This window comes from Cupriavidus consociatus (assembly GCF_017814975.1).
GTDB classification, from domain to species: domain Bacteria; phylum Pseudomonadota; class Gammaproteobacteria; order Burkholderiales; family Burkholderiaceae; genus Cupriavidus; species Cupriavidus consociatus.
In genome coordinates, this window is the sequence record NZ_JAGIQA010000012.1 from 167159 (window position 1) to 182087 (window position 14929).

Sequence of the window (14929 nt, forward strand, 5' to 3'; positions counted from 1 at the left end):
GGTGTGGCGCATTGGGGGAGATACTGACTCAAGTTGTGGAGAGTGACGCATCGCGCCCATTCCGGCATGCAACGGTGCGCAATCCGCCGGATGCACCTATCCTTGAAGTTCGGCTCCGCCCGATGCGCTCCGGACCGCACAGGGGCGGGTTGCGGAGACCGGCGCGCACGACATGCACAGCGCGGCCTTGGGGAATACGCAGTGAAGCAGTAACCATTCGCGACCACACAAGGAAACGTCATGCCGGCTGTCCAGAACCCGCCGAACGCCTCTTCCCAGCAGACCCCGCAGACCACTCTCCGCAACCACCACCACAACGGCCATGCCATAGCGCCGGCGCCTGGCGCCCAGCCCGCGCTGGTCGCACTGGCCAACGGCCAAGCGCACCGCCCGCCTCCCCAGCCCGAGTTCGTGCAGCAGTATTGCGAGGACAGCGGCGCGCTGCGCCGGCAACTGCTGGCGGGACTGTGCGCCGAGCCGGCAGCGATCAGTCCCAAGTTCTTCTACGACGTGCTGGGCTCGCGCCTGTTCGAGGCGATCACCGACTTGCCGGAGTACTACCCGACGCGCACCGAGGCGGCTATCTTTGCCAGCGCCGCCCCCGCCATCGCGGCCCGCGCCGGCAGCGGCTGCGTGCTGGTGGACCTGGGCGCCGGCAATTGCGAGAAGGCCGCGCGGCTGTTCGGCAGCCTGCGGCCGGCGCAATACGTAGCCCTGGATATCTCGGTCGATTTCCTGCGCACCACGCTGTCGTCGCTGCAGCAGCAACATCCTGGAATCCCGATGCTGGGCCTGGGCGCCGACCTGTGCGCGCCGTTCGACCTGCCGCCCAACGTCAGGCGCGGCAGGCGGCTGTTTTTCTACCCGGGCTCGAGCATCGGCAATTTCTCCCCCATGGAAGCGCTGGCGCTGTTGCAGCGGCTGCGCGGCGCGGCCGGGCGCGGCGATGGCGTGCTGATCGGCGTCGACCTGCACAAGGACGAGGCCGCGCTGGTGTCGGCCTACGACGATGCGTTGGGCGTCACGGCGGCCTTCAACCGCAATATGCTGCGCAATGTGAACCGGATCGTCGGCACCGACTTCGTGCTGGCGGACTGGCGCCATGTGGCCAGCTTCGACCGTGAGGCGTCGCGCATCCAGATGCACCTGGAGGCATGCCGCGAGGTGCGCGTGCAGTGGGAGGGCGGCGCGCGCGAATTCGGCGCGGGCGAGCGCATCCATACCGAGGATTCGTACAAGTACAAGCTTGACGACTTCGCGCTGCTGCTCGAGGCTGCGGGGTTTGAGGACCCGGTCTGCTGGACCGATCCGCAAGGCTGGTTCGCGGTGTTCCACGCGCGCGGCTGAGCTTGCCGGCCGGCCGGCCCTGTCCGGGCACCGCCGGGCACCGCCGGCAGGTGGTGTCATAATGGCCGCACTGGCGTGCGCTGCAGGCTGCACGCCAGTGCGGCCATTGCCTTCCCACCCCCATCCCCCTGCGCAGACCTATCGATGAGCGGCTTTCCCATGCTTCCCGATCTCTATTTCACCGGCGGCAAGGCGGCCTGGTCCGATCCGCGGCGGCTGCCGCGCGAAGGCCTGGCGCAGGCGCTGGTCGAGACGCGCAACCGCACGCTGGCATGGCTGGCACCGTTCGGCCAGACCCGCCGCGCCTGGGACGTGCCGCGCCAGTACGATGCCGACCCGCCGCTATGGACGCTGGGCCATGTCGCCTGGCATGCCGAGTGGTGGTGCCTGCGCGGCGTGCGCCAGGTAGACCGTGGTGGCGTGCCGGTGCCGGTGGCGTCCGAGCCTTCGCTGCTCGACGGCGCCGACGAATGGTTCGATCCCGACCGTATCGGCCCGGACGAGCGCTGGGAAGTCACGCTGCCCGACGTGGCCGTGGTCAAGCGCTATGCCGCCGATGTGCTCGACGGCTTGCTGCGCCGGATCGCATTGCTGCCCGACGACAGCGACCTGACCCTGTACCCGTACCGCCGCGCGCTGTTCCATGAAGATGCGCAGGGCGAGAGGCTGGCAGCGCTGCTGCAGGCGCTGGGCCTGGCGCCCGCGGAATCGGCGCCCGCCGCTGGCGGTGCCCGGCAGGTCGGGCAGGGCGGTACGCTGCAGTTCCCGGGCGGGCGCTTCACGCTTGGCTGGAGCGAGCCCGACGGCTTTGCGTGGCCCGACGAATTGCCGCCGCAACCGACCTATGTGCCGGCTTTCGAGATGGACGTCGCGCCGGTCAGCAACGCGCAGTTCCTGGAATTCATACAGGACGGCGGCTACGAGCGGCCCGCGTGGTGGTCGGCGTCGGGCCGCCAGTGGCTGATGACGCAGGAGCGCTCGTCCCCGCGCTACTGGTCGCGCCACCCGGACTCGCGCCAATGGATGGTGGAGCGCTTCGGCACGCTGCGCACGCTCAATCCCCACGAGGCAGTGCGCCACGTGACGCTGTTCGAAGCGCAGGCGTGGTGTGCCTGGGCCGGCCGGCGCCTGCCGGCGGAATCGGAATGGGAGCTGGCGGCAACGCAGAACCGCGGGTTGCAGTGGGGCGCGTTGCGCGAGTGGACGGCGACGCCGTACGAGCCTTACGCGGGCTTCAACGCGGCGCCGTCGGACGGCGAGTTTGTCGGCCGTTTCGGCACGCACCAGGCGGTGCGCGGCGTATCGTTCGCCAGCCCGTCGCGGCTGCGCCATGCGCGGGCGCGCTGGGCGCTGCTGCCGGAGGATGACCTGGCGTTCGTCGGCTTCCGGACCTGCGCGCTGTAGCGTCTCTGCTTGCGCATGCAAAAAGGGCACCCTCGGGTGCCCTTTTTGCTGTCTTCGGCAAGGTGCGCTCGGCGCACCGACGCATCAACGCTCGTAGCGCGAGCGGCTGTTGCGGTTGGGGCCATTGCCACCGTTGCCACCGTTGCCACTGTAACCGCCGCCAAAGCCGCGGTTGCCGTCGCGGTTGCCATCGCGGTTGCCGAAGCTGCGGCCTTCGCCGTTGCCGCGATAGCCGCCGCCGCTGCGGTTGCCAAAACCGCGGTTGTCGTCGCCAAAGCTGCGCGCGCCATCGCGATTACCGAAGCCGCGGTCGCCACGGTCGTCGTTGAAGCTGCGGCCGCCTTCGCGATTGGCGAAGCCGCGCGCACCATCGTTGCCGCCGCGGTAGCCGCCATTGCCGGCCTGGCCACGGTAGCCGCCTTCACGGTTGCCGAAGCCGCCGCGGTTGTCGTCGCCGAACGGGCGCGCGCCTTCCGTGCGGTTGCCGAAGCCGCGGCTTTCGCCGCCGAACTTGCGTTCGCCAAAGCTGCGCTCGCCGCCGCCGAACTTGCGCTCGCCAAAGCTGCGGTCACCGAAGCTGCGCTCGCCGCCACGGTAGCCGCCGCCGTTGCCACGGAAATCACCACGGCCGCCCGGCTTGCCGCCGAAGTTCGAGCGCGGCTTGGGCTGGCGGCGCGGTTCCAGGCCTTCGATCACCGAAGCGTCGACGCGCTGGTTGGTAAAGCGCTCGATGCGGCGCCACTGGAACACGTCGCCGTGATTGACCAGGTTGATGGCGATGCCCGAGCGGCCCGCGCGGCCGGTACGGCCGATGCGGTGCACGTAGTCCTCGGCCTGCTTGGGCAGGTCGAAGTTCACCACGTGGGTGATGTCGGGCACGTCGATGCCGCGCGCAGCCACGTCGGTGGCCACCAGGATGCGCAGGTTGCCGCGGCGCAATGCGGTCAGCGTGCGGTTGCGCGCGCCCTGGGTCATGTCGCCGTGCAGCGCGCCGGCGGCAAAGCCGGTATCGGACAGGCGCTCGGCCAGCGAGTCGGCATCGCGCTTGGTCGCGGTGAAGACGATGGCCTGCTTCAGGCCGACGTCGCGCAGCAGGTGGTCCAGCAGGCGCTCCTTGTGCGACATGTCGTCGGTGTAGTGCAGGCGCTGCTCGATATGGCTCTGGTCGGCGCGGGCCGCGGCGATCTCGATGCGCTGCGGGTCGCGCAGCTGGCGCGAGGCGAGCTGGGCGATGCGCGCATCCAGCGTGGCCGAGAACATCAGCGTCTGGCGCGAAGCCGGCGTGGCGTTGACGATGGCATCGATGTCGTCGGCAAAGCCCATGTCCAGCATGCGGTCAGCCTCGTCGAACACCAGCATCTGCAGTGCCGACAGGTCGATACGGCCGGCGTCGATATGGTCGAGCAGGCGGCCCGGCGTCGCCACCAGGATGTCAGGCATCTTGGCCAGCATGGCCAGCTGCTTGGGGTAGGGCATGCCGCCCAGGATGCTGGCGCAGACGATGCGGCGCAGGTGGCGGCCGTACTTGGCGGCGGCTTCGGTCACCTGCAGCGCCAGTTCGCGGGTCGGGGTCAGCACCAGCAGCGCGGGCTGCGCCGGCGCCGGACGAGGGCGCTTGCCCTTCATGCGCTTGGCGGGCTCGGTCGGGCGCTGCGGCGCCGGCATTTCGCTGATGCGCTGGATCGCGGGCAGCATGAACGCGGCGGTCTTGCCCGAGCCGGTCTGGCTCGACACCAGCAGGTCGCGGCCGGCCAGGAAGGCGGGAATGGCCTGGGCCTGCACCGGCGTCGGCGTGTTGTAGTTCAGTTCGGAAAGCGCGCGCAGGATGGCCCCGTCGAGGCCAAGCTTCGCAAAGCCGCTTTCGGTCGCTGCGGTTTCCGTGGCGGCCGGGGCTTCGGCTGCCGGGCTGCCATTGAGCATGGCGTCGAGCTTGTCGAGCGGGCTCTCGATAATCTGGGCAGCGTCGGAAGTGATCGAAGCGTCGGTCGCGGAGGCAATAGCTTGCTCCGCACGAATGTCGTGCTGGGTCATGTCGTAATGATCAAATAAATGCATGGCACCCCGAACGCAAAATGGGGTGGGCGCAGTGCAAAGTCTTAAAAAGGCTTCGGCGCCAATCGGTGAGGCCGTTACGACAGACACAGCTGGCAGTACGGCGGCAGGCAGGGCGTTGGCTGGTTCCGCTAGGCGGTCCGGCCATGTCCCTGGCAGGCAAACAGCTCAGGTTTCGGGCTGTTCAACAGGATCGGAGACGAGGCGACGTCAGGTGAGCGGTGCGTTCTGCTGGGCGGCTGGCGCAAACAACAACTAGGCGTCCGGCAGCGAGGAAACAGAGCTTGGGAGGGCAGCGGATTCGCCGCGGCATTGAGGTGAAGCTGGTGCCGGGCGCTTGGCGGATCTCACAGTTGCGAAACTCACGGCGCGGATTATAGCAGAGTGAGAAATTTTTGTTGCACTGCGAAAACGTAACCAGATATGTCAGCCTGGCGTCACCTGCATGCGCCGCCCGCGCCACACGGGCGCGCCGCAGGCGCCAGCCGGGTTGAAAGGCCGCGGGCCCTGCCTATACTGGAGTCGCGAGCATACAGGTGCCCGCATGGGGCGGACGAAAACGTTCCCGCTTTGACCTCCTCCAGCGGCATTGCGCCACTGCTAGCGGCAAGCATTGCGGTCATTGCCCCAAGCGCCAGTCTTCCTGCGACTCTCCGGGTGGTCCGGATGGGCGTCCGCTTCATGGGCGGAATCATGGGAAGCCTGCCTGGCAAAGAATGACCGAACTGTTGACCGCGTGACCGAGAAGGTCCGGGCCCGTCCGCAACCAAGCCCGCCAGTTACTGGCGGGCTTTTCATTTGATTGACCGTTTCTCTCTACCCGTTGCCGCCCGCGCTTAGCCGCCCGTCCCCTCGTCTGCCGGTCCTGCCGGTTTTCGGGGCAACCGGCCCAGCGGGACCTCCCGTGGCATCACATGGCGATTGCCGGGCAGGCCGCCCGGGTAATCGACGATGCGCGCCGGTCCGCTGCGCCGCAGCCCATGCCATCCCTGGCCGCCGGCAGTGCGCCCGCCGCCCAGGATGGCGGTCATGGCCTGCCGGTCGAGATCCATGCTGTCGGACAAATCCTTGATGACGATTACTGCCATGGCTGTCTCCGGTAACGCGGCGCCACGGCCATGCGGCCGCGGGACCGCTTCAGTATAGGCGCCGGCCCGCGGTGCTCACCGCGGGCCGACGCCGCTCCCCGTACCCGGACGCTCAGACCGCGGCAAAGTTGCCGGCCCATTGCGACGGGTTGACATCGACGCTCACCGGGCCCACGCCGTGGCCGACGAAGCTGTTGTTGAGCGTGTTGACATTGATGCTCTGCAACTGGGCGATGTTCTGGTTGACGTTGACGGTCACGTTGGCCAGCGGGCCGACGCTGCCGACACCGCGGCTGAGCCAGGAATTGCCGCCGCGCACGGCGCGCAGCGAGGCACGGTCGAGGTCTTTGCTGACGGCGAGGTCACGAACGATGATCGATGACATGATGGTGCTCCTTCGGGTGATGCGATGAGGGTTCCGGGGCGGCTGGCGCGGAGGTTGCGTATCCACGTACCCACCGCGCGCCGCGGCCGCGGCTGGATCAGCCGTAGATGTTGTTGGTGGCGTTCTGGTTGGTGTGCACGTTGGACTTGACGTGATCCAGGAAGGCCGAACCGTTGCCGTTCAGGTTGGTGACGGACTGCATCTGCGCGATCGACTGCTTGGCGTCGATGCTGCTGTCGAACGCCAGCTTGATCGGCGCGTAGACGGCGGCGAAGGGCAGGTAGGCGAGGCCGCCGCGCACGGCGTGCATGCGCTTGCTGTCGAGGGTTTCGGCGGCGGACAGGTCTTTGATGGTCAGCGTGGTCATGATGGTCTCCGGGTCTCGGTGGATGCGTTGGCAGCGATGGGGCTTAGCGCGAGATGTTGTTGCTGGCGTTCTGGTCGGTATGCACGTTGGACTTGACGTGATCCAGGAAGGCCGAGCCATTGCCGTTCAGGTTGTTGACGGTCTGCATCTGCGCGATCTCCTGCACGGCGGTGATGCTGCTGTCGAACGACAGCTTCAGCGGGCTGTACACCGCGGCGAACGGCATGTAGGTCATGCCGCCGCGCACGGCTTGCATGCCCTTGCGGTCCAGGGTTTCGGCGGAGGACAGGTCCTTGATGGTCAGCGTGGTCATGATGGTCTCCAGTGGCGGAAGGTATTGCGTTTGGGTTTGGATTCGAGCATCGGGTTGGTGTCGCGCTCGGTTGGGATATCGCAGGGAGCGTGCCAGCGCCGAGGCCAGCTGCGTGCGCCGCGCGCAAATGCCTGAAAACAAGGGGTTTTTGCCGGACATGTCGGCTTGGCGGCACCGCCCGCGCGGGGCATTGTGCGGCCTTGGATGGCGCTGCCAGGCCAACACCTGTGGCGCCGGTGTTGGCCCGGCAGTGACAGTCGGCGCCGATCGTGGCCGAAGCACGGCGACGCCACAAGCGCGCGGCGTTGCATGCCGACAGCGCTGCGCAAGCGCACGGATTGCGCATGCCATGGGTGCGCACTAGTATCCATCGAAGACAGGGCAACTTCGCACTGCACACAGCGCGGGCAACCCTGCCCGAAAACCATGTCAGGGCGAGCCGTGGCCAGTCTTAAAGACCTGATCCGAAAGTTCCAGAACGGAGGCCTGTCCGACGACGAATTCGTTGCGTCGTTCGAGACTGCACTGGCCGAGGACCCCACCTCGCCCAGCCAGGCGGCGCGCGTGGTGATCGAGGAAAACACGCGCTTCCCGTTCCCGCCAGCGGTCTATGCCGAAGTGATGCGGCGCATCGAGCGGCGCAGCGCCACGCAGTTCGAGGGCGTCACCGAAGCCACGCGCATGGCCACCGGGCCGCAGACAGGTTCGCTCTACGCGACCTCGCCCGAGGCCGGCACGCTGCCGCCGGCGGCGCATGCCAAGGGCGTGGGCGATACGCTGAACGGCCGCTTCGTGCTGGAAGAGTGCCTGGGCGTGGGCGGCATGGGCACGGTGTACAAGGCGCTCGACCTGCGCAAGCTGGAGGCGTCTGACCGCAAGCCCTATATCGCCATCAAGGTGCTGAACCTGCAGTTCAGCGGCCATCCCAAGTCGCTGATCGCGTTGCAGCGCGAGGCGCGCAAGGCGCAGACGCTGGCGCACCGGAATATCGTTACTGTTTACGACTTCGACCGCGACGGGCCGGTGGTCTTCCTGACCATGGAATACCTGTCGGGCAATTCGCTCAACCATGTGCTGAAGGCGCCTGGATTCAGCGGCATGCCGATGGCGCGCGCCATGCCTATCATCAACGGCATGGGCAACGCACTGGCCTATGCGCACGAGCGCGGCTTCGTGCACTGCGACTTCAAGCCCGCCAACGTGTTCCTGACCGACAGCGGCGAGGTCAAGGTGATCGACTTCGGCATCGCGCGCGGCTTCCTGCCGCCGGCTGACGAGTCCGACCGCACCGTGTTCGATCCCGGCTCGCTGGGCGGCATGACGCCGGCCTATGCGAGCCCCGAGATGTTCGAGCACCGCGAGCCCGACCCGCGCGATGACATCTACGCGCTGGCCTGCGTGACCTACGAACTGATCACAGGCAAGCATCCGTACCAGCGCATGTCGGCCAACCAGGCGCGCGAAGCAGGCGTCAAGCCCCCGCAGCCGCCGCAGCTCAGCCGCACGCAGTGGAAGACGATGCGCGAGGCGCTGTCGCTGGATCGCGCCACGCGCACGCCAACCGTTGCGCGCTTCCTGCACGGCATGAGCGCGGTGCCGATGACCACGCCGTCGCAGCGCTCGCCGATGATGATCGGCGGTGTCGCTGCCGTGCTCGCCGGGGTGTCGGCGATCGGCTACTACGCCTGGCATGCGCAGCGCCAGCCCGCCGCGCCGCCCGCCCAGACGCGTGCGGAAGCGCCCGTCACGCCGCCCGTCACGCCGCCCGTACCGCCACCGGCAGAACCGCCTGCGCCGGCGCGCCCAGCGGTGTTTTCCATGGCCGAGGTCACCAAGGCGCTCGCCGCCGTGCCGTGTTCGCTGCTCAGCGCCAGCGAGAAGGCCCATACACTGCGCGTGCGCGGCTTCCTGGCCGACAGCGTGGGGCCGGCGCGCCTGCGCGAGCAGTTGGCGGCGTTGCCCGGCGTGAAGGGCGTGACCGTCGAGACGCAGCCCCTTGCCGAGGACAAGTGCGATGTGGCGAAGCTGGTTGCGCCGTACTGGTCCGGCAATCGCGAAGGCGGCAGCGCCTCGTCGTTGCGGCTGCGCGGCAAGAGCTCGCAGCTGACCGATGGCTCGCCGCTGGTGCTGGAGCTGCGTACGCCGGCACAGGAATCCTATGTCTACGTCGATTACTTCGCCGCCGACGGCAAGGTCGCGCACATGGTGCCCAGCACGCGCGTGTCGGCCCACCAGGCCCCGGCAGGCCACCAGGCGACGATCGGCGAAGGCGGCGCGTGGGTCGTGTCGGCCCCCTTCGGCACCGAGCTGGTGGTGTTGCTGACGACGCCGGTGCCACTGTTCGAAGGGCGCCGCACCGAGGTGGAAGGCCGGCAGGAATACCTGCGCGCGCTGGAAAAGCCGCTGGCGCAGATGGCGCGTACCTATGGCAACGACCGCATCAGCGCGGACGTAGTGCAGATCTCGACGCGTGCGCGCTGACGGCGCGCACGCGTCGGCTTGCACTTGATGCCAGGCACTGCTGCGCGCTATTTCATGTCGCGCGCCACGCGGAAGCCATTCTGCGACTGCCGCACGCTCGGGCTGTACTTGAAGCGCGTGGAAGACACCATATAGCTGGCCCCTTCGCGCCACGAGCCACCGCGGATCACGCGCGTGCCGCAGGCGTTCTCGTTCCAGGCGCGTCCGTCCGCGGGCGCGCCCTTGTACGAACTGTGCCAGCAATCGGCCACCCATTCCCACACGCTGCCGTTGACATCATGCAGGCCCCACGGGTTGGCGCCGAACGAACCCACCGGCGCCGGCGCATCGTTGCTCCACGGATCGCCGCATTCCTTGCAGTTGGCGTTGCCCTTGCGCATCTGGTCGCCCCACCAGAACGCGCTGGTGGTGCCGCCGCGCGCGGCGTATTCCCATTCCGATTCTGTCGGCAGGCGGTAGGCCTTGCCGGTGGTCTTGCTCAGCCACTCCACATACTGTTGCGCATCATCCCAGCTGACATCGCGTACCGGTGAGTTCTTCGCGCTTTCCGCAACGGTTGGCACGCGCTGGCAGCCGCCGGCGTCGACACAGGCGTTCCACTGCTCGACCGTGACTTCGAAGCGGCCGATCGCGAACGGCTGCCCGATGGTGACGTGGTGCGGCGGCTTCTCCGCCGGATCGCTGGCGCTGCTGCCCATGATGAAGCTGCCCGCGGGCAGCGCGATCAGTACAGGGCAAGCAGGGCAATCGCGAATTTCGCCGGCGCGGGCTGGCGGCGGCGCCACACTGACCGAGCCAACGGCAGCGGTGCCGGCCTTGGGCGCTGCCGCCGAGGGCGGAGCCGGAGCAGGAGCCGGCGCGGAACGGGCAGCGGCAGGCGCGGACGCAGCCGGCGCTCGCGAGACCTGCCCGCCCGAGGAAGTGCCGGGCCGGGGCGCCGGGGTGGGCTGCTGCTGTGCCTTCGGCGCGGGCGCTGGTGCCGATGCCGGTGCCGACGCACGCAGCCGTTCGAGCCGTGCCTTGGCCAGCACCGCGAAGCGACCATTGGGATATTGCTTCAGGTACGCCTCGTAGTCCGCGGCGTAATTGCTGTTCTTGATCGATTCCCAGAAGCTGAGCTCATACTGCTCGTCGGTGTTCTTGGGCAGGATGCCTGCGAGCAGCAGCGGGTCCGTGGACGCTGCAGACGCCGCACCCATGGAAAGTGCGGTGGAGGCGAGAACCCCGGCCATCGCGGCCAGGTGCACGACTGGTAGATTGCGCCACATCTTCACACCTCGTCGGACGGCAGCGAACCCGTTTGCATGCCGGCACATGCCCTGCGGGCGCATTGTGGTGTTGCCGAGACCTCGACCGGCTTGCTTCAAGATAGCACAGCGCCTGTGTCCCGGGCGAAGCATTGCAAAGCCCCACGCTTCGCCGGGGTCGCATTTTCCAGGCTTGCGTCCTAACCTGAATGACGAATCGCCGAGCGCTGGCCAACAAGCAACAAGAATGGGCTGACGGGACAACGTGATCGGGTTTCGGGCAGATCTCCGGGGAGGGCGTATGTCCAGACGATTCCTGTTCCGCCTGGCGGCGGCTGTCGTGTTCGCGGCCGCGCCATCGCTGTCACTGTCGACAGCCGCTCCACCCAATGCCGAGGCTTACATCATCTGGCCACACGATGGCACGGTGATCAGCGGCGGCAAGTTCTGGGTGCGCATGGGGCTGCGCAACATGGGCGTGTGCCCCAAGGGCATCGAGCTGCCGCGCTGCGGCCACCACCACCTGTTGATCGACGTCGAGTTGCCGCCGCTGGACAAGGAAATTCCGAACGACCGGAACCACCTGCACTTCGGCGCGGGCGAGACCGACGCGCGCATCGAACTGCCGCCGGGCAAGCACACCCTGCAGCTGCTGATGGGCGACGCCAAGCACATACCGTTCGAGCCGCCGATCTATTCGAAGAAGATCACGATCACCGTGCGCTAGCGTTGCGTGCGGCGTGGCGTTGCACGGTCACCAAGGGAGAGGGTTATGTCCAGACTACTTGCTGCCGCTGCGCTGGCTGCCAGCGTGCTGGTATCGTTCGCGGCCCAGGGCGGATCCACGCCAGCGCCGGCGAATGCCTATCTCTATATCGGGTGGCCCAATGACGGGCAGGTGATGCCTGCCGGCAAGCCGTTCAAGGTATGGTTTGGATTGCGCAACATGGGGGTGGCGCCGAAGGATGTGAAGTTCAAGAACACCGGACACCATCATCTGCTGATCGATGTCGACCTGCCGCCGATGGACAAGGAAATCCCGAACGACCGGAACCACCTGCACTTTGGCGCAGGCGAGACCGAGACCATGCTGGAGCTGCCGCCCGGCAAGCATACGTTGCAGCTGATCATGGGGGATGACAAGCACATCCCCACAAATCCGCCCGTGTATTCAAAGCGCATCACGATCTACGTAAAGTAAAACGCCCCACATAGGACCGGCGCGCAGCGCAGCCGTAGGCGTTCCTACGTTGACGCCAGCAGCAGGGGCCACCCACAGCTCTGGGCTCGTTCAAACATCGCATCGTTCCCGAGTCACCGAGGCGCACCACGGCGGCAGGCAGTCCCGCTCTGCAATGAAGCGCAGCCCCGAACGAAAGTCCCGGCCCAGTACGATAAAAGTGGCCGCCCGCCGAGGGCAGTAAACGCGATTTTTGGTGACTTTTTGTCGCTCGGACAAAAAGTTACCCGCCCTTCAGGGCGGAACTGGGCACAAAAACAACCACCAGATTCCAAGCGCAAGCGCACCCTCGAGAGCGCCCACCCCCGCTGTCACAGCTCATCCAACACCCACCCTCAATCTGTTGGGCCGAACCCACCATCCGCCGCGCTTCATCAACATCGCTAGCCCCGGCCAGGAAGGCAAAATCAAACAAAAACCCCCGTATTTTCAGGCGTTTACAAAACGCCAGCCCAAGAACACAACCCCCTGGCACGCTCCCTGCGATATCCCAACCGAGCGCGACACCAACCCGATGCTCGAACCCAACCCAGGCAACACCATCCTCACCAGGAGCCCATCATGACCACGCTGACCATCAACGACCTGACCACCATCGACACCCTGGACCAGAAGCGCATGCACGCCGTCCGCGGCGGCTTCGCCTACGTGCCGTTCGTCGCCGCCTACATGCCGCTGAAGCTGTCGATCGACAAGAGCATCACCGCCACGCAGGAAATCGCGCAAATGCAGACCGTCACCAACATGAACGGCAACGGCTCCGCGTTCCTGGACCACGTCAAGTCGAACGTCCACACCAACCAGAACGCCAGCAACAACATCTACGGCTGAGTCCTCGCGCCATAGCTGCCCACGCACCCATACCGATACCCGGAGAACGATCATGACCACGCTGACCATCAAGGACCTGCCCGCCACCGAAACCCTCGACAGCAAGCGCATGCACGCCGTGCGCGGCGGCCTCAGCTACATGCCCTTCGCGGCGGTCTACGCCCCGATCAAGCTCAAGCTCGACAGCAGCATCACCGCCACGCAGGAAATCGCGCAGATGCAGTCTGTCACCAACCTGAATGGCAACGGCTCGGCCTTCCTGGACCATGTCCGTTCGCATGTGGATACCAACCAGAACGCCAGCAACAATATCTATCGTTGAGAAGCTTGTTGAGATGGCGCTGCGCCGCGGGGACGTCTCCGCGGCGCGCCTTATGTGCCCATCCATGGCCGACTGCACGTGATTTCGCCTGATGCAGATCGGGGTTGGAGCGCGCGCCCGCGCGCACCACAATACAGACAGACATCCGCGGCCACGGCACGCCAGTGCGTCCCGCCCCGCCGCGCACGCACGCAGGATCGCACCGTGCCCGTATCCCTTACCGCCGCTTCCCGGGTCATGCCGACCCAAGCCTCGCGCCGCCTTGCCTGGCTCGCATCCGCCGCATGCGCCGCGCTGCTGGCCGGCTGCGCCGATTTCCGGCCACCGGTGTACCAGCGCCCGGAAACGCCGGCCAAGGCCGAATGGTCGCGCCAGGATTCGATCACGGTGTCGCCCAGGGAAGCGGTGCAGCCCAACTGGTGGCACAACTTCAACGACCCGTACCTGGACGGCCTGATCGACCAGGCGCTGGCCGGCAACTACGACATCAAGGTGCTGGCCGCGCGCATCCGCGTGGCGAATGCGCAGATCGGCGAAGCGCGTGCCGGCGGGCTTCCGGTAATCGATATCGGTGCCGGTGCGAGCTTCGAGAAAAGCACCCGGCAGAAGTCCACCTGGACCTATAACGCCGGCGCGCAGCTGAACTGGGATATCGATATCTGGGGCAAGGTAGAGAAGGGCGTGCAGGCGCAGACCGCCGAGTTCCGCGCCACCGAGGCTGACTGGCGCGCCGGCTACCTGACGCTGGTGTCCAATGTATCGACCACTTACTTCACGATCCTGCAGTTCGACGAGCAGATCGAGCAGCAGACGCGCACCGTCGCCAAGAACGGGCAGATCCTCACCACCTACCAGGCCATGTACCAGAACGGCCTGGTGCCCAAGATCCGCGTGATGCAGCAACAGGCGGAAATCAACCGGCTCAACAAGGACCTGCTGGAACTGCGCCGTTCGCGCGATGTGGCGGAGAACGCGCTGGCGACACTGGTGGGCGTGCCCGCGGGCAATCTCAAGGTGCCGGCGGGACGCCTGCAGGACCGCGTCAAGCCGCCCAGCGTGCCGGCCGGCCTGCCGTCGCAGTTGCTGGCGCGCCGGCCCGATATCGTCGCGGCCGAATATCGCGTGCTGGCGGCCTACAACATCGTCGGCCAGGCGCGGCTGGCGCAGTTGCCCAGCATCAGCCTGACCGCGCGCGGCGGCACCGCCAGCTTTGCGCTGAGCGACCTGCTCAAGTCCTTCACCTTCGGCTTCATGCCGAGCATCAACCTGCCCATGCTCGATCCCAGCGTGCGCGCGCGCGTGAAGACCACCGAGGCGCAGGTGGGCGTGGCGGAAAACGAATATGGCCGGGCCGTGATGACTGCATTCGAAGAGGTGGAGAGCGCACTGGTCAATGTCGATGCGCACAAGAAGCAGCGCGTCGAGCTGCAGCAGCAGGTGGAGCAGCTGCGCGTGGTCTCGGCCCAGATCGAGGCGCAACTCAGGGAAGGCGTGGTGTCGCAGCTCGAGGTGTTCGAGACCGAGCGCTCGCTGCTGAACGCTCAGCTGCAATTGTTGGCGGTCCACCAACAGATCCTGGCCGACACTGTCACGCTGTACAAGGCGCTTGGCGGCGGCTGGCCCGACACCGAAGTGCGCAACACGGCGGCCAGCCAGCCGCAATAGCGCGCTCGCTGCCGCGCAGCGCGCCGGTGCCCGCTGCCCCTTCGCGCGCGGCGTGACGCATGCGTACGCAACGCGTTGCGCAATGCCTGCCACGCAGCGTGCCGATCCTGCCTCATTCCATGCTCAACTCAGTGAAAACACGCGGCTGCGCGCGTGCCGCCGCCAATTGACTAGCCTAAGCCGTCGC

General features: G+C 67.0%; 14 protein-coding genes. 8 read left to right on the forward strand and 6 right to left on the reverse strand.

What is annotated here, in order from left to right; all coding sequences use genetic code 11:
* The first annotated feature begins 240 nt into the window (after positions 1 to 240).
* Both egtD and J8I82_RS18145 read left to right on the forward strand, forming a co-directional pair.
* Positions 241 to 1347 carry an L-histidine N(alpha)-methyltransferase gene (gene egtD, locus J8I82_RS18140; RefSeq protein WP_209759917.1) on the forward strand — a complete coding sequence of 369 codons (1107 nt, stop codon included), beginning with the start codon at positions 241 to 243 and terminating at the stop codon, positions 1345 to 1347.
* Between the two features lie 144 nt (positions 1348 to 1491).
* Entirely contained in the window at positions 1492 to 2751 is a 1260-nt protein-coding gene (locus tag J8I82_RS18145; RefSeq protein ID WP_209759920.1) for an SUMF1/EgtB/PvdO family nonheme iron enzyme, read from the forward strand.
* An 84-nt stretch (positions 2752 to 2835) separates the two neighbouring features.
* Here the strand turns inward: J8I82_RS18145 and J8I82_RS18150 are convergent, their stop codons facing one another.
* The 5 genes from J8I82_RS18150 to J8I82_RS18170 all read right to left on the reverse strand — a co-directional run bounded on the left by J8I82_RS18150 (position 2836) and on the right by J8I82_RS18170 (position 6956).
* Positions 2836 to 4782 carry a DEAD/DEAH box helicase gene (locus J8I82_RS18150; RefSeq protein WP_209759922.1) on the reverse strand — a complete coding sequence of 649 codons (1947 nt, stop codon included), beginning with the start codon at positions 4780 to 4782 and terminating at the stop codon, positions 2836 to 2838.
* An 857-nt stretch (positions 4783 to 5639) separates the two neighbouring features.
* Complete coding sequence (locus tag J8I82_RS18155) at positions 5640 to 5891, reverse strand: hypothetical protein (protein WP_209759924.1); 252 nt, start codon at positions 5889 to 5891, stop codon at positions 5640 to 5642.
* A 112-nt stretch (positions 5892 to 6003) separates the two neighbouring features.
* Entirely contained in the window at positions 6004 to 6276 is a 273-nt protein-coding gene (locus J8I82_RS18160; protein ID WP_029045579.1) for a hypothetical protein, read from the reverse strand.
* Positions 6277 to 6373: 97 nt separating this feature from the next.
* On the reverse strand, positions 6374 to 6643 hold the full coding sequence (locus J8I82_RS18165; protein ID WP_209759926.1) for a hypothetical protein: 270 nt from the start codon (positions 6641 to 6643) through the stop codon (positions 6374 to 6376).
* Positions 6644 to 6686: 43 nt separating this feature from the next.
* Positions 6687 to 6956 (reverse strand): hypothetical protein, encoded by a 270-nt coding sequence (locus J8I82_RS18170; RefSeq protein ID WP_209759928.1) that lies wholly within the window; start codon positions 6954 to 6956, stop codon positions 6687 to 6689.
* 426 nt (positions 6957 to 7382) lie between these two features.
* Here J8I82_RS18170 and J8I82_RS18175 point away from each other — a divergent pair, with 426 nt between their 5' ends.
* Positions 7383 to 9437: a serine/threonine protein kinase gene (locus tag J8I82_RS18175; RefSeq protein ID WP_209759930.1), complete on the forward strand. Its 2055-nt coding sequence runs from the start codon at positions 7383 to 7385 to the stop codon at positions 9435 to 9437.
* 47 nt (positions 9438 to 9484) lie between these two features.
* Here the strand turns inward: J8I82_RS18175 and J8I82_RS18180 are convergent, their stop codons facing one another.
* Positions 9485 to 10837: a formylglycine-generating enzyme family protein gene (locus J8I82_RS18180; RefSeq protein ID WP_431831557.1), complete on the reverse strand. Its 1353-nt coding sequence runs from the start codon at positions 10835 to 10837 to the stop codon at positions 9485 to 9487.
* 148 nt (positions 10838 to 10985) lie between these two features.
* On the opposite strand from J8I82_RS18180, the gene J8I82_RS18185 reads away from it, so the two are divergent.
* The 5 genes from J8I82_RS18185 (at position 10986) to J8I82_RS18205 (ending at position 14742) form a co-directional block, all read left to right on the forward strand.
* Positions 10986 to 11411 (forward strand): DUF4399 domain-containing protein, encoded by a 426-nt coding sequence (locus J8I82_RS18185; RefSeq protein WP_209759934.1) that lies wholly within the window; start codon positions 10986 to 10988, stop codon positions 11409 to 11411.
* Positions 11412 to 11456: 45 nt separating this feature from the next.
* Complete coding sequence (locus J8I82_RS18190; protein ID WP_029045585.1) at positions 11457 to 11885, forward strand: DUF4399 domain-containing protein; 429 nt, start codon at positions 11457 to 11459, stop codon at positions 11883 to 11885.
* A 600-nt stretch (positions 11886 to 12485) separates the two neighbouring features.
* Complete coding sequence (locus tag J8I82_RS18195) at positions 12486 to 12755, forward strand: hypothetical protein (RefSeq protein WP_209759936.1); 270 nt, start codon at positions 12486 to 12488, stop codon at positions 12753 to 12755.
* Between the two features lie 52 nt (positions 12756 to 12807).
* Positions 12808 to 13077, forward strand: a complete 270-nt coding sequence (locus J8I82_RS18200; protein WP_209759938.1) for a hypothetical protein — start codon at positions 12808 to 12810, stop codon at positions 13075 to 13077.
* 237 nt (positions 13078 to 13314) lie between these two features.
* Entirely contained in the window at positions 13315 to 14742 is a 1428-nt protein-coding gene (locus tag J8I82_RS18205; RefSeq protein ID WP_209760037.1) for an efflux transporter outer membrane subunit, read from the forward strand.
* Positions 14743 to 14929: the final 187 nt, after the last annotated feature.